The following is a 21,048-nucleotide window of genomic DNA, read 5'->3' on the forward strand; positions in this document are numbered from 1 at the left end:
CTTATGCGCGAAACGGCTTAGCTCGGTTCAGCGTCCGGCGGGGCTGGATCAGTCGACCCAGTCCTTCTTCAGCGTGCGCGAGGCGCCGAACAGCAGGGCCGACGACAGCAGGTAGAAGCCCATGCCGGTGTAGATGGCCCAGCGCAGGCTCTCCTCGCCAAAGGTCGGGCGCAGCAGGTCGCTCATCCAGCCGAAGTAGAAGAAGCCGACCGCCAGCCCCAGCAGGTTGTTGATCAGCAGGAAGATGGCCGAGGCCGTCGAGCGCATCGGCGCCGGGGCCAGATGCTGGACCGCCGCCGTCACCGGGCCCAGCCAGGCCAGGTTCAGGCCCGTCGGGATCAGGAAGATGAGGAAGGCCACGGTCAGGGCCAGGGCGGGACTGCCGCCGCCGGGCAGCAGGCCGATCAGCCAGGGCGAGTTCATGGCCAGGATGAAGCAGGGCGCCGAGATGAGGAAGGCCACCGCCGGCACCATCGGATAGGCGCCCTTTGAGCGCCGCGCCAGCTTGTCCGCCACCGAACCGCCCATCCAGATGCCGAACAGGCCGCCGATCAGGGCGATGCCGGCGTAATACCAGCTGACCTGGGCCAGGGTCAGGTCGAAGCTGCGCATGAAGAACAGGGGCAGCCAGCCCGCCACGCCATAGCCGCACACCGAAGACGAGGCCGCCCCCAGGGCCAGCAGCCAGAAGCTCTTCTTGCGCATGATGACCGAACCCGTCCTGCGGGCGATCAGCAGCGAAACGCCGATCACCGCGAACAGTCCGGCGCCGAAGGCCGGAATCAGTGGATTGGCCGCGCCGACCCCCGCCAGAGACAGGCCCGCCAGCAGGGCCATGCCCCCCGCGATGCCGAAGGCCGCCAGCGCCACCTTGCGGCCCAGGCCGTCGTCGGCCGGAAGAACCAGCGCCGGAGCCACGACCGCCGCTGCCGAGTTGGCGGACTTGGCCGCCGCCGCATCCGCGCCGCCGCGCTTCGGATCGCGAACCGTCAGCCTCAGGATCGGCGCGACCAGAACCCCGATCACGCCGACCACGATGAAGGCGGTGCGCCAGCCGTACTGGGCCGCCAGCAGCCCGCCGATCAGGGTGCCGCCCGCCGTGCCCAGCGGAATGCCGAAGGCGAAGGCGGCCATGGCCCGCGCCCTCTGATTGGGCGGGAAGTAGTCGGCGATCAGCGAATAGGCCGGGGCCACGCCGCCCGCCTCGCCGACCCCGACGCCCATGCGGAACAGGAACAGCTGGCCGAACGAGCCCGCGATCCCGCACAGGGCGGTGAAGCCCGACCAGACCGTCAAAGCCCCGGTCATGATCCACACCCGGCTGGAGCGGTCCGCCAGCCAGGCCAGGGGAATGGCCAGGGTCGAATAGACCGAGGCGAAGGCGATGCCGCCCAGCAGGCCGAACTGGCTGTCCGACAGCTGGAACTCCTGCTTCAGCGGCGCCGCCAGGATGCCGATGATCTGCCGGTCCACGAAGTTCAGCATGTAGACGAAGACCAGGATCGCCAGGACGTAATAGCGATAGCCCGCCGAAACGGGCGGCTCGGCAGCCTCCTGCGGCGCTGCGGTCCCGGACGTGGTCATGACGTGCCCCCTCGAGCGTGCGGTTTCTTGTTTGACGGCGACGGTAGCGGCGCCGTTCGGCGGCGCCAAAGAAAAAGGGCGGCGGTCCAGTCTGGACCGCCGCCCGCGATCAGATGATCAGGCGTTGGGGAGATCGTTCAATCAATACTTGGCCGTGACCTTGACCATCCAGGTGCGCGGCGCGCCGTAGTAGGCCGTGCGGATGTTGCCGATGGCGGAGAACTCCTGAGCGTCGGTCTTGTAGACCTCGTCCGCCAGGTTCTGGCCGTACAGGCCGACGCTGTAGCGGTCCGCCGCATCCGACCAGACGACGCGGGCGTCGTAGAGCCAGTAGGCGTCCTGGTACATGCCGGGCAGTTCGGTGTCGGTGTTGCCCAGGGTGTTGTCCACCGCCAGGGCCATGCGCGACCGATACTTGGCCGCCCCGCCGACCGTCACCGAGGACCCGCCGCTCAGCGCCCACTCGTACTGACCGCCGACCCGCACCGTCCACTTCGGCGAGAAGGCCGGGTCCTGGAAGGCGCGGCTATTGCCGAAGGCCGGGAAGCTCTCGTCCTTGAACTCCTTGTAGTCGGCGCTCAGGAAGCCGACCTGGGCGTCCAGCATCAGACCGTTGATCGGCGCCAGAACGCTTTCGAGTTCAAAGCCGAAGATGTCCAGCTGGCCGGCATTGAGCACCGACAGCTTGGGCTCCGGCACGCCGGAAATCGGATCGACATCCTGGCCCGCGACACGCGCCTGGAAGTCTTCATACTTCGTCATGAAGGCGGCGGCGTTCAAACGGAAGCGACGATCCCAGAAGGTGGTCTTGGCCCCGACCTCGAAGGTGTCGGCGGTTTCGGGGGCATAGACGGTGGACTCCCTCACGGAGTTGGCCCGACCGTTGAAGCCGCCCGACTTGAAGCCCTGAGCGTAGCGCGCATAGACCATGGCGTCGTCTGACAGCTGATAGTCCGCCGACAGCATGATCGAGGTGTCCTCCCACTCGCCCGTCGGCGGAGCGAAGGCGTAGCTGGTGTTGAGGATCGGCAGGCCGTTCAACAGGAAGCTGCTCACCACCGAGGTCGAACGGGCGTAGTCCTTCTCTTCCTTGGTGTAGCGAACGCCGGCCGACAGGCGCAGAGCGTCTGTCACCGCGTAGCTGACGTTGGCGTAGGCGGCCTTGGACGTCGTCTCCAGCGCGTCGTCGATATAGCGGATGAAGGTGGCGTTGCCGTAAAGCGGACCCAGCAGGTCGTCGTTGTAGCTCTCCTGGTGCGAGGACACGTCCTCCTTCAACCAGTACAGGCCGCCGACCGCCGTCAGCGGACCGCTGTCATAGGTCAGTTGCAGCTCCTGGCTGGTCTGCTTCTGATCCACGGCCACCAGGGCGTCGGCGATCTCCAGCTGGGTGGCGTCGAAGTCGATGTAGTCGTCGGTGTTCAGCTCGCGATAGCTGGTGATCGACTTCAGCGTCAGGGCGTCGGACAGGTCCCACGTCATGCGCAGGGCCGTACCCCAGGTCTCCAGCCGCGTCTCGTTGGGCAGACCCGGCGTGGTGCGCGTCTTGAAGTCGTACTCCGGCGTCGGCGTCGGCACCGGATAGGCCACGCCATAGCCCAGATAGGACAGGCTGTTGGTCGCCTGCCCCACCGTCATGCCGGCGTCGTCCTTCGAATAGTCGACGTTCAGGTCGACGCGGAAGGTCGCGGTCGGGTCCCAGGCCAGGCTGGCGCGAGCGGCCGAGGTGTTCTTGTCGTTGTATTCCGCGCCGGTGGCCGGATCGACGACATAGCCGCCGCGCTCCGAATGCAGAGCCGACAGGCCCAACGCCAGGGTGTCCGTCACCGGGCCGGAAACCGCGCCTTGGAACTCCATCAGGTCATAGTCGCCATAGGCCGCCGAGGCGCGGGCGCGGAATTCCTGGCCCGGACGACGCGACACCAGCTTCATGGCGCCGCCGATGGTGTTCTTGCCGTAGAGGGTGCCTTGCGGACCGCGCAGGATTTCCACGCGTTCCAGGTCCAGCAGGTCGAACTGGCTGCCGCGGATACGGCTGTAATAGACGTCGTCGACATAGACGCCGACCGCCGGGTCGAAGGTCTGCAGCGCGTCCGGCTGGCCCACGCCGCGGATATAGATGTTGGTCGAGTTCGACGAGCCGCGGCCCTGGACCAGGTTCAGGTTCGGCACCGCGCCTTGCAGGTCCGTGACCTGCTGCGCGCCCGTACGCTCCAGCGTCTCGCCGCTGAAGGCCGTCAGGGCCAGAGGGGTCTTCTGCGCCGACTCCTCGGTGCGGCGGGCGGTGACGATGATGTCTTCGACGCTGGATGTCGGCTGCGCGTCCTGCGCCCCGCTCTGGGCGTGCGCATCCTGCGCATAGGCGGCCGAGGCGATCGCGCCCATGGCGGCGCCCGCCAGCAAGGCGGTCTTCACGAGTCTGTTCATGTGCATCCCAATCTCTGTTTCCAGCCCAATCGACGCTTTTATTCAGCGTTCAATGATTTTCCCGGAACGTGCCGCTCTTTCGCCGATCTGTCAAACGGCCACGCTGAAAGCCGCCGCAAATCCGCCGCCCCTGTGGCGCCGTTGCACTGCAGCTCAAACCACGCCTCGAGCCGGAGCGAATATCTGGGTTCACAGACAATCGCATCTGAACCGATTTCGCTCTAGCTTGCGCGCATGACACGTGACGACGATCTCGCCCCGACCCTGCCGCCCGTCGCGCCCGCCCCGGCCCGTCGCGGTCGGCCCAAGAAGACCAAGGCCGCCGGCGCGGGCGAGACCCGCGACGCCATCCTCAACGCCGCCGAAGACCTGTTTTCCAAGCACGGCTTCTACGGCGTCACCATCCGCGAGGTGGCGCGCGAGGCCGGCGTGGATACGGCCCTGGTCCACTATTATTTCGGAGCCAAGAAGGCCCTGTTCGACGCCGTCTTCATCCGCCGCGCCGAGGTGTGGAACAGCGAACGCGTCGCCGCCGTCGATCGCTACGCCGAGGCCGCGGGCGAGGCCATGACGCTGGAGGGGCTGTTCGAAGCCTTTCTGCGTCCGCCGTTCCAGTGGTCGCTCAAGGGCGGGCCGGGGTGGAAGCATTACGCCGCCCTCGTGGCCCAGACCAACGCCAACCCGGCCTTCGGCGGCGAGACCATGGCTCGCTATTTCGACCCGGCCATCATCCGACTGCTGGAGCTCGTCAGGCGCCTGCTGCCACAGGCCCGCGACGAGGACCTCTACTGGGCCTGGCACAACCTGTCGGGCGCCCTGACCCTGACCCTGGGCGAGACCGGCCGTCTGGACCGGCTGTCCGGCGGCCTGTGCAAGTCCGGCGATCTGGACAGCGCCTGCGACTACATGGTGCGCTTCGCCGCCGCCGGTTTCCGCGCGGTATGCGCTCCCAAGCAGAGCGGCTGATGCGCCTGCCCGATCTTTCGCCGAGGTCGAAGGCGCGTGAATTTCTACGCGGCTTGATCGTGGCCGCCATCGCCGGCGTCTTCCTGGCCTTCAGCGGCGCCTTCGGCTCCAGCGGCGCGCCTTTGGCCCAGCGTCTGGCCTACTGGATTCCCCTGCTGGTGGTCGGCGGCCTGTGGGGGCACGCCTGCGGCATCCTGATCGGCCGCTTCATCGACGTGGACGCCCGTCCCTGGCTGGCGACCGCCGCCCTGACCCTGATCATCACAGGCCCCCTGACCGTCGTGGTCTGGGCCCTGACCGGCCTGCTGTTCGAAGGGCGGCTGCGCCACGCCGACGCCCTGATCCACTTCTTCGCCCCTGTCGCCCTGATCACCGCCGTCCTCAGCGCTCTGAACGTCTTCCTGGGTCGAGAAACGCCAGTCGAGACTCACGCCGCCGCCCCCGGCGCCGCCCCGGCCCGCTTTCTGGAACGCCTGCCGCCGAAACTGCGCGGCGCCCGCCTGATCGCCGTCCAGGCCGAGGATCACTACCTGCGCCTGCACACCGACCGGGGGTCCGACCTGATCCTGATGCGCCTGTCTGATGCGCTTGCCGAACTGGAAGGCCTGGAAGGCGCCCAGACCCACCGCAGCTGGTGGGTGGCCAAGGGCGCCGTCGCCTCCGTCGCTCGCGGCGACGGCCGCGCCGCCCTGACCCTGACCGACAACCTCACCGCCCCCGTCAGCCGCCGCTACGCGCGGGCGCTGCGCGAGGCGGGATGGTGGTAAGGACTGTGGCTTCCAAATGAGAAACAAACTGGTTTTCTTCTTGGGCGCGGCTGTCTCTTGCCTGGGCCTATACCGCTGCGTGACTGATCTGGGCGTCTCCTCAATCACCACGTTTCTAGTCGGTCTCTCGCTAGTGGCGCTCAGCCGCCTGCCCCCGCAACGACTTTGAAGCGCTCTCGGACTGGCCCAGCGCGCCCGATCTCGGCATTGTTGACTAGGGCGCCGATGAGACTGGAGACGCGGTCAGCCAGGGCCTTGATCCCGGCGAAGTCGGCGACGTTGAGGGGTTCGATCCGGATCAGGCCACGTTCTTCCTACGCCCAGTTCCCATGGAACGCCGCCGGCAGGGCCACGTCGGCGCGCCAGGTGGCGACGGGGCCGTCCTCGATTTGCATCAGGTCCAGCACGTGAAGTTCGCTGACCCCCGCCTTCAGGTTGATGGTCGGGCCGACCAGCCAGGCGTCGGCCTCGTGCGTCCCGCCGGGCTTGGGCACATAGACCATTTCGTCGGTCACATGGCCGGGGCCGAAGTCGAACGACCGCGTGCGGCCTGACGTCCAGTCGGTGACCGCCACAGCCGAGGCCAGGGGCCGGTCGGCGCGCTCGCCCGTCGTGTGCAGGCTGAAACGGCGCGCCAGCCCGGCGCGGCGTGGGTCGCTGCGCGGGAACTCGCCCACCACCCCGGTCCGCTCCAGCCGTCCGCGCCCGCCGGACTCCAGCACCACCATGGCCAGTTCGGCCGGCTCGCCGCCCAATGGCACGCCGTTCAACACCTCGTGGGCGCCACGCGCGGCGAAATCCATGTCCTTGTGGGCGCACAGATCCAGACGGATCGTACCGTCCGCCTCTTCCCAGGCGTCGCCCGCGTGGAAGAAGCCGAAGGGCGGCAGCTCATAGATCCGGCGCTGGGTCAGGTCCGACTTGTCGATCACCAGGACCTGGGTCCCGGCCTGCGGCGTCCATTCGAAGCCTGCCGAGATCGGCATGACGTTGCGCGTATGCACCCAGGGCTGCAGCACGATGACCAGATGCCGGGCCGTGGCGCTGAAGTCATGGATATAGCTGGCGCGCGGCAGGGCGATGACCTCCGCCGCCTCCAGCGTACCGTTCGCCGCCAGCCGCCAGACCATGGCCTGACGCCCGTTCACCCCCAGGTTCCAGATGCGGCCATCCGGCTCGATGCGTGGATGGGCCAGGAAGGGCATGTTCCTCAGATCGGGACGCAGGGCGACAAAGCCCTCGGTCTCCAGCGTCTCAGGGTCCATGGCCAGGGGCGAGCCTGCCTCCCACAGCGCCCACAGCTTGCCGCCGACCTTGTGGACCGAGGTATTGGCCGGGCTGGCGTCGTCGGCTGAGCCGATCTTGGCGCGCGGGTCCGCCACCGTGCCAAAGCCCGGCATCAGCATGGCGCCGACCTCGGCCTCCTGACGGCGCTTGGGCGTGTCGGCGAAGCGAGCGGCCAGGGTCGCCTGCCCGTCCTCAATGCGCCAGCGTCGGATCAGGCCGTCGCCGTCGAACCAGTGCTGGGCCGAGCCGCCCGGCCGCCGGAACTTGGCCGGACCGTTGCGATAGAGACTGCCCGACAACCCTGCGGGCGCCCGACCGTGGACCAGCGCCAGGCCGCGCGGCGCCACGTCGCCCTCGACATCGGCGGTGGCCAGCGACCAGTCGGCGGTCGCCGCCATCGCCTGCGCGGCATAGGCCTTGTCGGGGGTCAGGACGCGGGCGGCGGCGAGCGCGGCGGCGCCCATGAACAGGGTGCGACGGTTGGGGGTCATGGCGGTCTCTCCGGGCGTCTGGACTTAGCGGATGCGGATGGTCTGGGCCGTGGCGCCCGAAACCTCGAAGCGGGCGCGATCCCACTTGGCCGGCCCCATGTTGCCGACCGCATTATTGGAGAAGGCGAAGGGCTCGGTCGGCATGCCGAAGGGGTTGGTGTCCATCTGCCCGTTGCCGTTGACGTCGTGGAAGGCCTTAACCCCATAGGCGCCGGCGGGCAGGTCGAACACGGCCTCATGCTGACCCGTGGCCACATTGACCTGAGCCACCCGCGCCGGCTGCCCGCCCTCATAGGCGGCCTCGCTGTCATAGAGGGCGACCATGATCGCGCCGGTCTCGGCGCCGGTTTCAAAGGTCAGGGTCAGGCGGTTGTCGGCGGACTGTGCGAAGACGGGAGCGGCGAAGGCCAGCAGGGCGGCGACGGCGAGGATGCGGGTCATAAGAGGTCCTTTCGGGGACGGCTGAAGATGTCGCCGTCTTCCTCTCCCGCGCCGCCCCGCCTCGCCAGCGGCCTTGCGTCCTCGACCGCTCCGCCTTCGCCAACGACCACCGCCGACCGTTCGCGAAGCGCCAACGACCACCCGCGCCGCCGCCCGTCGCGGCCCCTGCGTCAGCGGCCCGGCTTGCCCCCCGCGCGCCATGGCCGTAAATCGCAGACCCATGACCCAGTCCGTCCAGACCGCCCCGCTGATCTGCCCCTCCATCCTCGCCAGCGACTTCGCCAAGCTGGGCGAAGAGGTCCGCGCCCTGGAGGCCGCCGGGGCCGACTGGGTCCACGTCGACGTCATGGACGGCCACTTCGTGCCCAACCTGACCATCGGCCCGGACGTCGTGAAGGCGCTGCGCCCTCACACCCGCCTGCCGTTCGACGTCCACCTGATGTGCGCCCCGGTCGACAACTGGCTGGAGGCCTATCGCGAGGCGGGCGCCGACATCCTCAGCATCCACCCGGAAAGCGGCCCCCACGTCCACCGCACCCTGGGCCGCATCCGCCAGCTGGGCGCCAAGGCTGGTCTGGTCTTCAACCCGGCCACCCCGCTGTCGATCCTCGAAGAGGTCGTCGATCTGGTCGATCTGGTGCTGATCATGTCGGTCAACCCGGGCTTCGGCGGTCAGAAATTCATCCCCTCCTCGCTGAACAAGATCGAGCGCGCCCGCGCCATCCTCGACCGCGCCGGGTCCGAGGCCCACCTGCAGGTCGACGGCGGCGTCATCGCCGACAACGTCGGGGCCTGCCTGTCCGCCGGGGCCGACGCCCTGGTCGCCGGCTCCTTCGTCTTCAAGGGCGGGCCCGACGCCTACGCCGCCAACATCCAGGCCCTGAAAGCCGCCGCCGCGTGAGCCCCCTTGGCCCCTTCGCCGCGCGCGAAACGGAAGGCGGACTGACCGAGGGCCACATCCCCGGCCTGAAGGGCGCGCCCGTTCGCACCCCGGTGCGCTCGGCCAGCGGCCCAAAGGCCGATCCGGCCCTGTGGGGCGCCGTCGCCGGACAACTGGCCGCCCGCCAGCTGTGGATCGAGCTGTACGGCCTGCCCGGCTACACCATGACCTTGAAGGGCGCCCGCGCCGAAGGGTTCGCCGTCAGCCCCCGCGACTTCCGCCCCCTGCGCGAAGAGGCGCCGCGCCCCCTGCTGTCGGGCCGCTTCACCCTGGCCGGGCTCAGCCTCGACGCCGAGGGTCCCGCTGACCTGTGGAACCGCCCCACGCCCAGTCGCGCCTTCGCCGTCGAGCTGCACGCCTTCGCCTGGATGGCCGAGATGATGGCGCACGGGGATCGCGGCCTGCGCGAGGCCCTGGCCCTGACCCTGGCCTGGGACGACACCTTCAACCGCTGGTCGCCCTTCTCGTGGGACCCCGACATTCTGGCGCGGCGCACCTATCATCTGGCCTGCGCCGGACGGCGCCTGGCCCAGGTCGCGACCGAGGCCGAGCGCCTGCGCCTGACCGACATCCTGGCGCGGCAAGCGCGTCAGCTGCTGCGTCCGCCCGGCGGGCTGATGGGCCGGGCCGAGCGCCTGACCGCCGCCGCCGTGGCCGGCTGCGCCCTGGCGGGCAAGGCCGGCGCCGGCATCCGCCGAACCGCCCTGAAACGTCTGCCCGCCGCGCTGGAAGCCACAGTGGCCGCCGACGGCCATCACGCCGCCCGCGCACCGGAAATGGGACTGGAGCTGCTGCTCGACCTGCTGACCCTGGACGACGCCCTGGCCCAGCTGTCCGAGCCGACGCCCGAGCCGGTCGCCGCCGCCATCTCGCGCCTGACCACGGCGCTGCGCGTCCTGGCCCTGCCCGACGGCCGCCTCGCAGCCTTCCAGGGCGGAGGGCCATCCACGCCAGAAAGAGTCTCTGCCGCCCGCACCCATGACGACACGCCGGCCCCGCCGCCCAGCGGCGCGGTCGGCGGTCTGGTGCGCATCTCCAGCCCCTTGCTGACCGTCATGGTCGATGTCGACGCCCCGGCGCGCGGCGCCTGGTCGGCCGCCGCCTGCGGTCAGCCGGCCGCGCTGGAGGTCGTCTGCGGCCGTGACCGCCTGTTCACCTCGGCCGGCTGGACCCCGCGCGCCCTGGATCGTCAGGCCCTGCGCCTGACGCCGGGGGCCTCGACCCTGACGCTCGGCGAGCAGCCCCTGGGCGAGCCCCTGTCCGGCTGGAAGGCCGAGCTGCTGGGCCCGCGCCTGGTCGGCCCGACCCTGCACGTCAACCGCGACCACCGCGAAGGCGACGGCGCCGTCTGGCTGGAGGTCGAGCACGACGGCTGGATGCCGGCCTACGGCCTGATGCATCAGCGTCGCCTCTATCTGGATCAGCGCCTCGACGAACTGCGCGCCGAGGAACGCCTGCATCCGCCCGAGAACCGCCCGGACGTGACCCGCGCCATCGCCGCCCCCTACGCCCTGCGCTTCCAGCTGGAGCCCGGCGTTCAGGCGTCGCTGGCCCGCGACCGCCGCTCCATCCTGCTGCGCGGCTATTCGGGTCGCGGCTGGTGGTTCCGCAGCGACGGCCCCGACGTGGCCATCGAACCCGCCGTCCACGTCGACGAGGGCCTGACCCGGCGTTCCTTGCAGATTGTCGTCCGCGGCTCCGCCCGCACCGACGCCGACACCAAGATCCGCTGGAAGCTCAGCCCCGCCGGGGCGGCCGGCGACCCGCACTGACCTAGGCGTCAGGCCTCAAAGCGGCGCTTCCCGTCCAGCCAGGTCTCGCGAACGGGAATATGGCGCAGCTGGGTAGGATCGACGCTGGTCGGGTCCTGCGCCAGGACCACCAGGTCCGCCGCCTTCCCGAGCGCCAGAACCCCGGTGAAGTCGCGCTTGCACTGCCAGGCGGCGTCGGCTGTCACCATGCGCAGCGCCGTCTCGACGGGAACCCGCTCGGCGGGATTGAGCACCTCGCCGCCGTCGCGCATGATCCGCGTCACGGCGTTCTCGACCATGCGCAGCGGCTCGATTTCAGTGACGTTCCAGTCCGAGTGCAGCGTGGGCCGCAAGCCGCCCCTGAGCGCAGAGGCGCAGGGGTCCAGCCGTTCCGCCCGCGCCGGGCCCAGGATGTCGTCGCGGAAGGCGCGTCCCCAGTAATAGACATGGCCGATCAGGAAGGACGGCGACAGGCCCAGCGCCTTCATCCGTGCGATCTGATCGTCGTGCAGAAGGGTGCAGTGCTCGATCCTGTGGCGGTGATCGGGACCGGGCAGGTCTTTGAGCACCGCCTCATAGGCGTCCAGCGTGGTGTCGATCCCGGCGTCGCCGTTGGCGTGGACGCAGACCTGCCACCCGCCCTCATGGGCCTCTCGGATAGCCGCGGTCAGCTGCTCGGGGGTGTAGTTCAGCGAGCCCCGGCTGTCGGAGTTCAGATAGGGCTCGCGCAGATAGCCGCTGCGCCCTTGGTTCGAGCCGTCGGACCAGGCCTTGATGGCCGAGATGCGGAAGCGGTCGTCGCCCATGCCTGGCTTCAGACCCGCCTCCTTCCACAGCTTCATGTTGGTGGACACCAGGGTCCCGCCGTAGCGGACAGGCGGGTCCTCGCCCATGACGTCGCGCAGGATGTCGAGGTCCCCCATCCCCTGCGCCCCGATGCTGCAGTCGAACAGGCCGGTGCATCCGCGGCTGGCAGCCTTCTGGAACAGCCGCCCGATCGCCGCCCGTGTCTGCTGCGCATCCGGCATGGGCATCTTCATGATGAAGGGGGCCATGGAGGCGGCCTCCTCCAGCCGTCCGGTCAGGTCGCCGTTCGCGTCGCGAATATAGCGGGCCTGGGGCGGATCGGGCGTGTCGCGTGTGACCCCCGCAATCTCCAGGGCCTTGGCGTTCGCATAGCCGATGTGCCCGTTGGACTCGAGCAGGAAGAGGGGGTTGTTCGGCGCGATCCGGTCCAGGAGGGCCAGGTCGATCGTCGTGGCGCCGGGGGTGATGGAGGGATCAAGCTGCCAGCCTCTGACCCATTGGTTCGGCGCGGCTTTCGCCGCCGCCTCGCTCAGCTTGGCGACCACCTCCGCCATGTCTTTCGAGGCGAAGGGACCGACGTCGATCCAGTCCTCGAAGGCGACGAAGACGGTATGCATGTGCGGGTCGTTCAACCCGGGCAGCAGGGCGCCGCCCTCCAGGTCGACGACCTTGGTGTAGGGGGTGCGAAGGCCCTCCAGATCGGACAGGGAGCCGACAGCCAGGATCTTGCCGTCCGCGACAGCGACCGCCTCGGCGCGCGGCCGGGCGGGGTCCATGGTGATGATCGGACCGCCCAGGAACAGGAACTCCGCCCCGCCCTGACGGGCGCTCTGCGGCGCGGCGCGGGCCAGGGACGGCAGGGCGAAGGCGGCGGCGCCCCCGGCCAAGACACTGCGCCGAGACGCCATCAGGGACGTCAGGGTCGCTAGTCCCGAGTTGCACGCGTAGCACATGTCGAACTCCGAATTCGGCGTTCCCCGACCGCACGACTATGGCGCCGTCTGCCGAGTGAGTCCAACCGCTGAGCGCCCCGCCTTCAGTCCTCGTCCTCGATGGCGTGGATCTGATCGTCGTCGAGGCCGAGGTGGTGGCCGATCTCGTGGATCAGGACATGGGCGATGATCTCGGCCAGACCGACGTCGCCGCGTTCGCACCACTCGTCGAGGATGGGGCGACGATAGAGGAAGATGCGCGACGGCTCAGGCGCCGGACCCATGGCGTCCCGCTCGCCGATATGGACGCCGGAATAGAGGCCGCTCAGCTCGAACGGGTCCTCGATCTCCAGCTCGGCCAGGGTCTCCTCGTCGGCAAAGTCGTCGATGCGGATGACCACGTCGCCGGCCGCCTGTCGAAACAGGGCGGGCAGAGCCGCGAAGGCGGCTTCGGCCAGCCGGGCGAAGTCGTCGAGCGAGGGGGCGGACTGGTCGTTCCACGCCGGGATCATGATCTGGGTCATGACCCCGATATCGCCCGCATCAGGCGGTGTCGCAATCGGCCGTCTCGCCGCATCGCAAATCGCGCAATCAGGGTATGGTAAACGCGAATCGGTCGGCGCCTTTGGACGCTGGCCGCTTGATCGAAGATTTTTCTGGGGACGCGATGGCCGAGGCCGACATCGCCTATGTGGCCACTGCGGGCGCAGCGGGTCTGGCGCTGGCGATCAGCGCCTGGGCCTGGCGGCTGCGCAAGCGTCTGGGCGCGCGTGAGGCTGAGGTCGAGGCCTGGCTGTCAGGCGAACGCGCCCACGCCGCCGCCTGCGAGGGCGCCCTCAACGTCTTCGACGACGTGCGGCTGGCCCTGACGCCCGAGGGTCACGCCCAGTCGGTGTTCGGCGCGCCTGAAGCCCTGGCGGTGCTCGCGCCCGGTCGCGAAGGCGCGGCGGCGGCCGAGGCCATCGTCCGGGCGCTGAACGAAACCCACACGGGACAGATGGAGGGGCTGGTCCGGCGCGGCGAGCCGTTCGAGACCCTGCTGGAATCCGCCGACGGCGCCTGGGCGGTCGAGGGCCGGGCGCTCGGCGGTTCGGCCTGGCTGCGCCTGTCGAAGCTGGGCGGGGCGGAAACCGCCGCCGACGCCGGCCTGGGCGCCCTCGCCGAAGCCTCCCCCGCCCCGACCTGGGTGGTCGACGGGGCCGGGCAGCTGATCTGGGCCAACAGGGCCTGGCTGACCGAGGTGCGGGCCGAGACCCTTGCCGAGGCGCACGAGCAGGGTCTCAGCTTCGATCGCGGCGCCGACGCCATCGTGGCTGAGGCTTCGCGCCTGAACGCGCGTCAGGACGGCTTCCGCTGGGTGTCGTCAGATGGGCGCCGCAAGGCCTGGCGCATCCTGGCCGAGCCTCTGGCGGGCGGGCGCGGCGCCGTCATCGCCTTCGCCATCGACATGACCGAGGCCGAGGAGACGCGCGACACCCTGCGCCGTCACGTCGAGGCCCACGACGAAACCCTGAATCACCTGGCCGACGCCGTGGCCATCTTCGGCCCGGCCAAGCGGCTGGCCTTCCACAACACCGCCTTCCAGTCGCTGTTCAACATCGACCCGGCCTGGCTGGACGAGCGCCCGACCCACGCCGAGCTGCTGGACCGCCTGCGCCAGAAGCGCCAGCTGCCCGAGGTCATCGACTACGCCGGGTGGAAGGCCAGCGAGCTGGAATTCTACGGCGCCGCCGAGGCCTCGCCCGACGACAGCTGGTCCCTGCCCGACGGGCGGACCCTGCGCGTGGTGCGCCAGCCGCATCCGCTCGGCGGCATCCTGCTGATCTTCTCGGACATCACCGACGAGCTGCAGCTGCGCAGCCGCTACAACGCCCAGATCCAGGTCCAGACGGCGACGCTGGACAAGCTGAACGACGCCGTCGCCGTCTTCGGCTCGGACGGGCGGCTGCGGCTGCACAACGACGCCTTCGAGACCTTCTGGGGCGTGTCGGCGGAGCGGCTGATCGAGGCGGGCGATTTCGACGCCGTGGCCGCCCTGTGCCGCCCGGTTCTGGACGACGCCGCCCTGTGGCTGGGGCTGAAGGCGCGCGTCGCCGACCCCGATCCCGAAAGCCGCGTGCCCATCTCGGGCGAAGGCCGCACCGACGACGACCGCGTGGTGTCCTGGCAGACCCGCCCCCTGCCCGACGGCGCCACCCTGGTCGCCTTCTCCGACGTCACCGCCCGGCGCGAGCTGGAACAGGCCCTGGCCGCCAAGGAAGCCGCCCTGGCCGAAAGCCAGGCGCTGAAGCGCGAGTTCGTCGGCAGCGTCTCCTATGAACTGCGCACCCCTCTGACCACCATCGTCGGCTATTCCGAACTGCTGGAAGCCATGGGCGACCTGCCCGAGCGCAGCCGCCAGCACGCCGGGGCCATCCGCGTCGCCGCCAGCCATCTGGCCCGCTCCATCGACGACGTGCTGGACATGGCCCAGATCGACGCCGGGGAGATGGAGCTGACGCTCGGCGACATGCGCGTCTGCGACCTTCTGGAGGCCGCCGCCGAAAAGGTGCGGGCCAAGATCGAAGGCCGCGGCGCCGTCCTGACCGTCGCCTGTCCGCCTCGTCTCAAGCCGATCCGCGGCGACGCCCGCCGCATCGGTCAGGCCGTCGATCACCTGCTGGAAAACGCCTGCCGCGCCGTGTCCGAGGGCGGGGCCGTGACCCTGACCGCCGAGGTCGGCGCGGGCGAGGTCCGCATCCGCGTCGAGGACACCGGGCGGGGCATCCCCTATCATCTTCAAGCCCACGTCTTCGACCGCTTCGTGCGGCGCGAGCGCGGTGGGCCGGGCGTGGCCCTGGCCCTGGTCAAGGCCCTGGTCGAACTGCACGGCGGCTGGGCCGAGGTTCAGTCCGAACCGGGCAAGGGCGCGGCCTTCATCCTGCACCTGCCGGTCGAGGCCACGGCCCCCACGGCGGCGCCGGAACTGCTGCTGGGCTGATGTTCGCCTGATCTCGTGCTAGAGGGCGTGTCCAAGCCCTCAGGACGACCCCATGGCCGACACGACCCGCCCCCTGCTCAAGACCGCCATCATCTATGATTTCGACGGCACTCTGGCGCGGGGCAATATGCAGGAGGTCAGTTTCATCCCCTCGATCGGGATGACGCCGGCCCAGTTCTGGAACGAGACCGTCCGCCCACGGACCATCGCCTCCGACGGCGACGGCATCCTGATGTACATGCAGATGATGCTGCAAACGGCGCGCGAGCAGGGCTCGCCTGTCACGCGTCAGACGTTGCGGGATCACGGCCGCGACGTGGCGCTGTTCGAGGGGCTGCGGGATCGCTCCTGGTTCGACCGCATGAACGAATTCGGCGCCCAGTACGGCCTCGAGATCGAGCACTACATCATCTCGGCGGGCCTGGAAGAGATGATCCAGGGCTGCCCCATCGCCGAGGCCTTCACCCACGTCTTCGCCTCGAAATACGCCTATGACGAAAACGAGGTCGCCGTCTGGCCCGCCGTCGGCGTCAACTACACCACCAAGACCCAGTACCTGTTCCGCATCAACAAGGGCGTGCACAACCACTGGGACGACGAACGCATCAACCGCTTCATCCCCGACGAGGAGCGCCCCATTCCGTTCGACCGGATGATCTTCCTCGGCGACGGCGACACCGACGTGCCGACCATGAAGATGATGCACACCAAGGGCGGCTTCTCGATCGCCGTCTATGACCCCGACAATACGCCGCGCGACCACAACAAGATCCACCGCCTGATCTCGGAAGACCGTGTCAACTTCGTCGCCGAGGGCGACTATCGCGAGGGCACGCCGGTCGACCTGATCGTCAAGGGCCTGATCGGCCGCATCGCCGTCAACTACGGCCGGATGCCGGCGGACTGATTGTCCGGTCGCGGGCGAGATCAAACGTCAGATCGGCTCGGACGCCACCCGTCAGCATATGGCGGGTGATGCGCTCGAAGGCCTGAATGAAGACGGCCAGTTCGGCGCGACGTTCTGGCGGCAGATCAACTGGCGCCAGTCCCAGAAGCCCCGCCTCCTGTTCGCAGCGCCAGTCCAGCACGGCGGTGAACGTGGGCACCTTCAGGAACAGGACGGCGTCGAAGCGGGCGAACAGGTCGGCGTAGGGCCCGGCCAACGCCTCGTTGACGGCGCGTCGCCATGCCTCCTGCCCGTCCCGCTCGCGTTCCAGCGCATTGATCGGCGCCGTGAGGTCCGCCTCAGCTTGCGCCGTCGCCCCCAGACACCAGCCATCCACCAGCACCGCCGACGGGCGGCCCGCGAACAGCGGCCATTGCGCCTCGGGGCGGCGATCATCGGCAAGCTTGTCGAAGGCGGGAAGGGCTGTGCGGCTGTCGGGACCGGCGGCGCGCAGGGCTTCCACCGTCGCCTCCAGCAGCCCCAGGTCGTGCGTCCCCGGCGGCCCCCGCACGGCGAACAGGGGATGGACCGCCCTGCCCTTGGCCTCGCGCTCGGCCTTCGTCAGATAGACATCGTCCAGCGACAGATGCGCCGCGCCCCAGCCTTCGGCGGCGGCGCGGGCCAGCGTGGTCTTGCCGCTGCCTTGCGCCCCGGCGATCCCGATCAGCGGGACATGGCCGGGCCGCGCATGGGCGTTGATGAGGGCCCCGACCGCGTCCAGCAGCCGGGCGTCGATCATCTCAGTGCTGGCTTTGCGGCAGGCGCACGATCAGGCCGTCCAGGTCGTCGCTGACGCGGATCTGGCAGGACAGACGGCTGTTCGGCTCGACGTTCTCGGCGAAGTCGAGCATCGACTCCTCCATGGCCGAGGGGCGACCCGTCTCGGCGGCGAAGGCCTCGTCCACATAGACGTGGCAGGTGGCGCAGGCGCAGGCGCCGCCGCAGTCGGCGTCGATGCCCGGCACATTGTTGCGGATCGCGCCTTCCATGACGCTGAGGCCGGTCTTGACCTCGACCGTGTGCTCGGTCCCGTCGTGCTCGATATAGGTGATCTTGGCCATGCAGGCGTCTTAGCCCAGGCCGCGTTGTAGGCAAGCCCAGACGGCGATGAAAAAGCGGTCGAGCCGCTCCGCCTCCTCGTGCCGTCCTTCCGGGGCGCGAAGCGAACCCGGAACCCAGACGCCAGAAACCGCTCAGCCCCAGCCTGATGAACCGCCTGGGCCCCGGATCGCCCCTGCGGGCATCCGGGGTGACGGCATACGGAAATCGCGCATGAAAAACCCCCGGAGCCTGTCGGCGCCGGGGGCTGTTCGGATCCAAAGGCAGGAGGCTCTTAGGCCGCCGCGCGCTTGCGGCTCGGCGCGACCATCAGCTTCTTGGTCTCGGCGATGGCCTTGGCCGGGTTCAGCCCCTTGGGGCAGACCTGGGCGCAGTTCATGATCGTGTGGCAGCGATACAGCTTGAAGGGGTCCTCAAGGTCATCGAGGCGCTTCTGGGTCGCATCGTCGCGGCTGTCCGAGATCCAGCGGTAGGATTGCAGCAGGGCCGCCGGGCCGAGGTACTCTTCCTGGTTCCACCAGTAGCTGGGGCAGGAGGTCGAGCAGCAGGCGCACAGGATGCACTCGTACAGGCCGTCCAGCTTCTCGCGGTCGGCGGGCGACTGCAGACGCTCGGTTTCCGGGTCCGGCTCGTCCGACTGGAGGTAGGGCTGGATCGAGTCGTACTGGGCGTAGAACAGCGACAGGTCCGTCACCAGGTCCTTGACCACCGGCTGGTGAGGCAGGGGGGCGATGGTGATGTTGTGCGACGAGCACTCATCCATGCCCTTGGTGCAGGCCAGGGTGTTGCGACCGTCGATGTTCATCGAGCAGGAGCCGCAGATGCCTTCACGGCACGAGCGACGGAAGGACAGGGTCGGGTCGATCTCGTTCTTGATGTGGATCAGGGCGTCCAGAAGCATGGGGCCGTGATCGTCGGACGAGACCTCGAAGCTGTCCCAGCGCGGATCGGAATCCGTTTCCGGGTCGTAGCGATAGACCTTGTAGGTCTTGACGTTCTTGGCGCCGGCCGGGGCCTTGTGGACCTTGCCGGTCGTGGGCTTGGAGCCGCGCGGGAGAGTGAGCTGAACCATCTGCGGGACTCCCTTAGTAAACCCGAGCCTTGGGCTCGATGTAGGCCACGTCGTCGGTCATCGTGTATTTGTGGACCGGACGGTAGTCGATCTGAACGCCTTCGCCCGGACGCTTCCAGGCCAGGGTGTGCTTCATCCAGTTGACGTCGTCGCGGTCGGGGAAGTCCTCGCGGGCGTGGGCGCCGCGCGATTCCGTGCGGTTGGCCGCGCCTTCGATGGTCACGAGGGCCTGGGCGATCAGGTTGTCGTATTCCAGGGTCTCGATCAGGTCCGTGTTCCAGATCAGGCCGCGATCCGTGGTCTTGATGTCGGCGCCGGCGGCGTCGATGGCGCGCAGCTTGGCGACGCCCTCGTCCAGGGTCTTGCCGGTACGGAAGACGGCGGCGTCCGACTGCATGGCGCGCTGCATTTCAAGGCGCAGCTTGGCGGTCGGGGTCGAGCCCGAGGCGTTGCGGAAGCGGTCCAGACGGGCCAGGTGCTCGTCGGTCTGGGCCTTGGAGGCCGAGGGCACGGCCGAGGCCTTGTCGACGACTTCACCGCAGCGCAGGCCGACGGCGCGGCCGAACACCACCAGGTCGGTCAGCGAGTTGGAGCCCAGACGGTTGGCGCCGTGCACCGAGACGCAGGCGGCCTCGCCCACGGCCATCAGGCCCGGAACCACGCTGTCGGGGTTGCCGTCGCGCAGCGTCAGGACTTCGCCGTGATAGTTGGTCGGGATGCCGCCCATGTTGTAGTGGACCGTCGGCAGGACCGGGATCGGCTCCTTGGTCACGTCGACGCCGGCGAAGATCTTGGCCGATTCCGAGATGCCCGGCAGGCGCTGGTGCAGGATCTTCGGGTCCAGGTGGTCCAGGTGCAGGAAGATGTGGTCCTTGTTCGGGCCCACGCCCCGGCCTTCGCGGATTTCGATGGTCATGGAGCGCGAGACCATGTCGCGCGGGGCCAGGTCCTTCACGGTCGGCGCATAGCGCTCCATGAAGCGCTCGCCTTCCGAGTTGGTCAGATAGCCGCCTTCACCGCGGGCGCCCTCGGTGATCAGACAGCCGGCGCCATAGATGCCGGTCGGGTGGAACTGCACGAACTCCATGTCCTGCAGCGGCAGGCCGGCGCGCAGCACCATGGCGTTGCCGTCGCCGGTGCAGGTGTGGGCCGAGGTGGCCGAGAAGTAGGCGCGGCCGTAACCGCCGGTCGCCAGCACCACCATCTTGGCGCGGAACTGGTGCATCTGACCATTGTCGAGCTGCAGGGCGGTGACGCCGGTGCACGCGCCGTCCTGCATGATCAGGTCCAGGGCGAAGTATTCGACGAAGAACTTGACCTCGCGACGGACCGACTGGCCGTAGAGGGTGTGCAGGATGGCGTGGCCGGTGCGGTCAGCGGCGGCGCAGGTGCGCTGCACCGGGCCTTCGCCGAAGTTGCGGGTCATGCCGCCGAAGGCGCGCTGGTAGATCTTGCCTTCTTCGGTGCGCGAGAAGGGCACGCCCCAGTGTTCCAGCTCGTAAACGGCCTTGGGCGCGTTGCGGACCAGGTATTCGATGGCGTCCTGGTCGCCCAGCCAGTCCGACCCCTTGACGGTGTCGTACATGTGCCACTGCCAGCTGTCCTCGCCCATGTTGCCCAGCGAGGCGGAGATGCCGCCCTGCGCCGCGACCGTGTGGCTACGTGTGGGGAAAACCTTGGTGACGCAGGCGACCTTCAGGCCCTGCTGGGCGGCGCCCAAAGCGGCGCGGAGGCCCGAACCGCCCGCGCCGACGACGACGACGTCGTATTCGTGATCGATAAGCTCGTAAGCAGCCATGACGGGATCAGACTCCGGCGGGCAGCGGGGCGGAGCCCATCGCCACACGCACGATGAAGAAGATGCTGGCGGCGGCCAGCACGAGGAAGACGAGGTTCGACAGGTTGATCAGGGTCGTCCGGGTCGAGGGCGCGGGGACGTAGTCCTCGATGATCACCTTCCAGGCCAGGCTGGCGAACAGGAAGAAGACGATCGCCGTCACGGCCAGCAGGCCCATGTTCAGCGCGCTGCCGAACCAGGCGACCACGGCCTCATAGCCGGCGCCGGCCAGGGTGAAGGCGCTGGACAGGACCCACAGGCCCAGCGGCATGAGGGCCAGCAGGGCCAGCTTCTCGATCTTCCATTCGCCGGCGCCGTGGCGCTCGGAGACCTTCACATGGTTCTTGAACTTGGGGGCGGCGCTCACAGCGAAACCTTTCCGGCGGCGAACAGGACGGCCCAGAACAGCACGACCAGGACCAGGGGGCCCCAGACGGCGATGTTGGCCATCAGATTGGCGGACTTCAGATCAAGGCCCTTGCCGGCGTCGTTGATCAGGTGGCGCGTCCCGTTCAGCAGGAAGGAGAACAGGACCAGCGACAGGCCGAACCAGATGAACAGGCCGAACGGCGAGGACGAGCAGGCCAGAACCTTGGCGTAGGCTTCAGGTCCGGCGGCGACGGCCGCGACCCAGGCCAGCAGCAGGACGGCGCCGATGGTGGCCGCGCCGATGGTGACGCGGAACAGGATGGAGGCCGTCATGGTCACGTGCCACCGCCAGACGTCGGTGAAGGGCGACATCGGCGCCACATGGCCATTGG

Annotated in this window: 18 protein-coding genes; 6 read left to right on the plus strand and 12 right to left on the minus strand. The window is 69.0% G+C overall.

Annotated elements, in window-relative coordinates:
* Nucleotides 1-48: 48 nt before the first annotated feature.
* Nucleotides 49-1,584 carry an MFS transporter gene (locus tag HX774_RS04595; RefSeq protein ID WP_178824630.1) on the minus strand — a complete coding sequence of 512 codons (1,536 nt, stop codon included), beginning with the start codon at nt 1,582-1,584 and terminating at the stop codon, nt 49-51.
* 141 nt (nt 1,585-1,725) lie between these two features.
* A complete protein-coding gene (locus HX774_RS04600; RefSeq protein ID WP_178824632.1) occupies nt 1,726-4,011 on the minus strand; it encodes a TonB-dependent receptor in 2,286 nt (761 codons plus the stop codon).
* Between the two features lie 234 nt (nt 4,012-4,245).
* Here HX774_RS04600 and HX774_RS04605 point away from each other — a divergent pair, with 234 nt between their 5' ends.
* Nucleotides 4,246-4,977: a TetR/AcrR family transcriptional regulator gene (locus HX774_RS04605; RefSeq protein ID WP_178824634.1), complete on the plus strand. Its 732-nt coding sequence runs from the start codon at nt 4,246-4,248 to the stop codon at nt 4,975-4,977.
* Entirely contained in the window at nt 4,977-5,744 is a 768-nt protein-coding gene (locus HX774_RS04610) for a LytTR family DNA-binding domain-containing protein (RefSeq protein WP_178824636.1), read from the plus strand. The genes HX774_RS04605 and HX774_RS04610 overlap by 1 nt, the downstream gene beginning before the upstream one ends.
* A gap of 314 nt (nt 5,745-6,058) precedes the next feature.
* Here HX774_RS04610 and HX774_RS04615 read toward each other — a convergent pair whose 3' ends face one another.
* Entirely contained in the window at nt 6,059-7,522 is a 1,464-nt protein-coding gene (locus tag HX774_RS04615; protein ID WP_178824638.1) for a carotenoid oxygenase family protein, read from the minus strand.
* 24 nt (nt 7,523-7,546) lie between these two features.
* Nucleotides 7,547-7,963, minus strand: a complete 417-nt coding sequence (locus HX774_RS04620) for a DUF2141 domain-containing protein (protein ID WP_178824640.1) — start codon at nt 7,961-7,963, stop codon at nt 7,547-7,549.
* A gap of 220 nt (nt 7,964-8,183) precedes the next feature.
* Here HX774_RS04620 and rpe point away from each other — a divergent pair, with 220 nt between their 5' ends.
* Both rpe and HX774_RS04630 read left to right on the plus strand, forming a co-directional pair.
* A complete protein-coding gene (gene rpe, locus HX774_RS04625) occupies nt 8,184-8,864 on the plus strand; it encodes a ribulose-phosphate 3-epimerase (protein ID WP_178824642.1) in 681 nt (226 codons plus the stop codon).
* Entirely contained in the window at nt 8,861-10,675 is a 1,815-nt protein-coding gene (locus HX774_RS04630) for a heparinase II/III family protein (protein WP_178824644.1), read from the plus strand. The genes rpe and HX774_RS04630 overlap by 4 nt, the downstream gene beginning before the upstream one ends.
* An 8-nt stretch (nt 10,676-10,683) precedes the next feature.
* Here the strand turns inward: HX774_RS04630 and HX774_RS04635 are convergent, their stop codons facing one another.
* Nucleotides 10,684-12,414: an amidohydrolase gene (locus HX774_RS04635; protein WP_178824646.1), complete on the minus strand. Its 1,731-nt coding sequence runs from the start codon at nt 12,412-12,414 to the stop codon at nt 10,684-10,686.
* Nucleotides 12,415-12,497: 83 nt separating this feature from the next.
* Nucleotides 12,498-12,905, minus strand: coding sequence for a metallopeptidase family protein (locus tag HX774_RS04640; RefSeq protein ID WP_178824685.1), 408 nt, complete (start codon nt 12,903-12,905; stop codon nt 12,498-12,500).
* Between the two features lie 155 nt (nt 12,906-13,060).
* On the opposite strand from HX774_RS04640, the gene HX774_RS04645 reads away from it, so the two are divergent.
* Nucleotides 13,061-15,373: a PAS domain-containing sensor histidine kinase gene (locus HX774_RS04645; protein WP_178824648.1), complete on the plus strand. Its 2,313-nt coding sequence runs from the start codon at nt 13,061-13,063 to the stop codon at nt 15,371-15,373.
* Nucleotides 15,374-15,425: 52 nt separating this feature from the next.
* Nucleotides 15,426-16,280, plus strand: a complete 855-nt coding sequence (locus HX774_RS04650; protein WP_114817173.1) for an HAD family hydrolase — start codon at nt 15,426-15,428, stop codon at nt 16,278-16,280.
* On the opposite strand, the gene HX774_RS04655 is transcribed toward HX774_RS04650, so the two are convergent.
* From HX774_RS04655 to sdhC, 6 genes are all read right to left on the minus strand, one after another.
* On the minus strand, nt 16,252-17,058 hold the full coding sequence (locus HX774_RS04655; RefSeq protein WP_178824650.1) for a kinase: 807 nt from the start codon (nt 17,056-17,058) through the stop codon (nt 16,252-16,254). The two genes, HX774_RS04650 and HX774_RS04655, sit on opposite strands and share 29 nt — an antisense overlap.
* Nucleotide 17,059: 1 nt before the next feature.
* Nucleotides 17,060-17,380 carry a 2Fe-2S iron-sulfur cluster-binding protein gene (locus tag HX774_RS04660; RefSeq protein WP_114817175.1) on the minus strand — a complete coding sequence of 107 codons (321 nt, stop codon included), beginning with the start codon at nt 17,378-17,380 and terminating at the stop codon, nt 17,060-17,062.
* Nucleotides 17,381-17,652: 272 nt separating this feature from the next.
* Nucleotides 17,653-18,450 (minus strand): succinate dehydrogenase iron-sulfur subunit, encoded by a 798-nt coding sequence (locus HX774_RS04665; protein ID WP_178824652.1) that lies wholly within the window; start codon nt 18,448-18,450, stop codon nt 17,653-17,655.
* Nucleotides 18,451-18,463: 13 nt separating this feature from the next.
* Nucleotides 18,464-20,248, minus strand: coding sequence for a succinate dehydrogenase flavoprotein subunit (sdhA, locus tag HX774_RS04670; RefSeq protein WP_178824654.1), 1,785 nt, complete (start codon nt 20,246-20,248; stop codon nt 18,464-18,466).
* 7 nt (nt 20,249-20,255) lie between these two features.
* Nucleotides 20,256-20,654 (minus strand): succinate dehydrogenase, hydrophobic membrane anchor protein, encoded by a 399-nt coding sequence (locus HX774_RS04675; protein WP_178824656.1) that lies wholly within the window; start codon nt 20,652-20,654, stop codon nt 20,256-20,258.
* Nucleotides 20,651-21,028, minus strand: coding sequence for a succinate dehydrogenase, cytochrome b556 subunit (sdhC, locus tag HX774_RS04680; RefSeq protein ID WP_178824687.1), 378 nt, complete (start codon nt 21,026-21,028; stop codon nt 20,651-20,653). The genes HX774_RS04675 and sdhC overlap by 4 nt, the downstream gene beginning before the upstream one ends.
* Nucleotides 21,029-21,048 lie beyond the last annotated feature (20 nt).

It is taken from the genome of Brevundimonas sp. P7753 (assembly GCF_013386595.1).
Classification (GTDB): domain Bacteria; phylum Pseudomonadota; class Alphaproteobacteria; order Caulobacterales; family Caulobacteraceae; genus Brevundimonas; species Brevundimonas bullata.

Excerpts from the sequence above, each read along its gene's own strand:
- HX774_RS04620 (WP_178824640.1), bottom strand. The coding sequence starts at position 7,963 with ATGACCCGCATCCTCGCCGTCGCCGCCCTGCTGGCCTTCGCCGCTCCC.
- HX774_RS04640 (WP_178824685.1), bottom strand. The coding sequence starts at position 12,905 with ATGATCCCGGCGTGGAACGACCAGTCCGCCCCCTCGCTCGACGACTTC.
- HX774_RS04610 (WP_178824636.1), top strand. The coding sequence starts at position 4,977 with ATGCGCCTGCCCGATCTTTCGCCGAGGTCGAAGGCGCGTGAATTTCTA.
- HX774_RS04595 (WP_178824630.1), bottom strand. The coding sequence starts at position 1,584 with ATGACCACGTCCGGGACCGCAGCGCCGCAGGAGGCTGCCGAGCCGCCC.
- HX774_RS04615 (WP_178824638.1), bottom strand. The coding sequence starts at position 7,522 with ATGACCCCCAACCGTCGCACCCTGTTCATGGGCGCCGCCGCGCTCGCC.
- rpe (WP_178824642.1), top strand. The coding sequence starts at position 8,184 with ATGACCCAGTCCGTCCAGACCGCCCCGCTGATCTGCCCCTCCATCCTC.
- sdhA (WP_178824654.1), bottom strand. The coding sequence starts at position 20,248 with ATGGCTGCTTACGAGCTTATCGATCACGAATACGACGTCGTCGTCGTC.
- HX774_RS04600 (WP_178824632.1), bottom strand. The coding sequence starts at position 4,011 with ATGAACAGACTCGTGAAGACCGCCTTGCTGGCGGGCGCCGCCATGGGC.
- HX774_RS04605 (WP_178824634.1), top strand. The coding sequence starts at position 4,246 with ATGACACGTGACGACGATCTCGCCCCGACCCTGCCGCCCGTCGCGCCC.
- sdhC (WP_178824687.1), bottom strand. The coding sequence starts at position 21,028 with ATGTCGCCCTTCACCGACGTCTGGCGGTGGCACGTGACCATGACGGCC.
- HX774_RS04650 (WP_114817173.1), top strand. The coding sequence starts at position 15,426 with ATGGCCGACACGACCCGCCCCCTGCTCAAGACCGCCATCATCTATGAT.
- HX774_RS04660 (WP_114817175.1), bottom strand. The coding sequence starts at position 17,380 with ATGGCCAAGATCACCTATATCGAGCACGACGGGACCGAGCACACGGTC.
- HX774_RS04645 (WP_178824648.1), top strand. The coding sequence starts at position 13,061 with ATGGCCGAGGCCGACATCGCCTATGTGGCCACTGCGGGCGCAGCGGGT.
- HX774_RS04635 (WP_178824646.1), bottom strand. The coding sequence starts at position 12,414 with ATGTGCTACGCGTGCAACTCGGGACTAGCGACCCTGACGTCCCTGATG.
- HX774_RS04655 (WP_178824650.1), bottom strand. The coding sequence starts at position 17,058 with ATGATCGACGCCCGGCTGCTGGACGCGGTCGGGGCCCTCATCAACGCC.
- HX774_RS04665 (WP_178824652.1), bottom strand. The coding sequence starts at position 18,450 with ATGGTTCAGCTCACTCTCCCGCGCGGCTCCAAGCCCACGACCGGCAAG.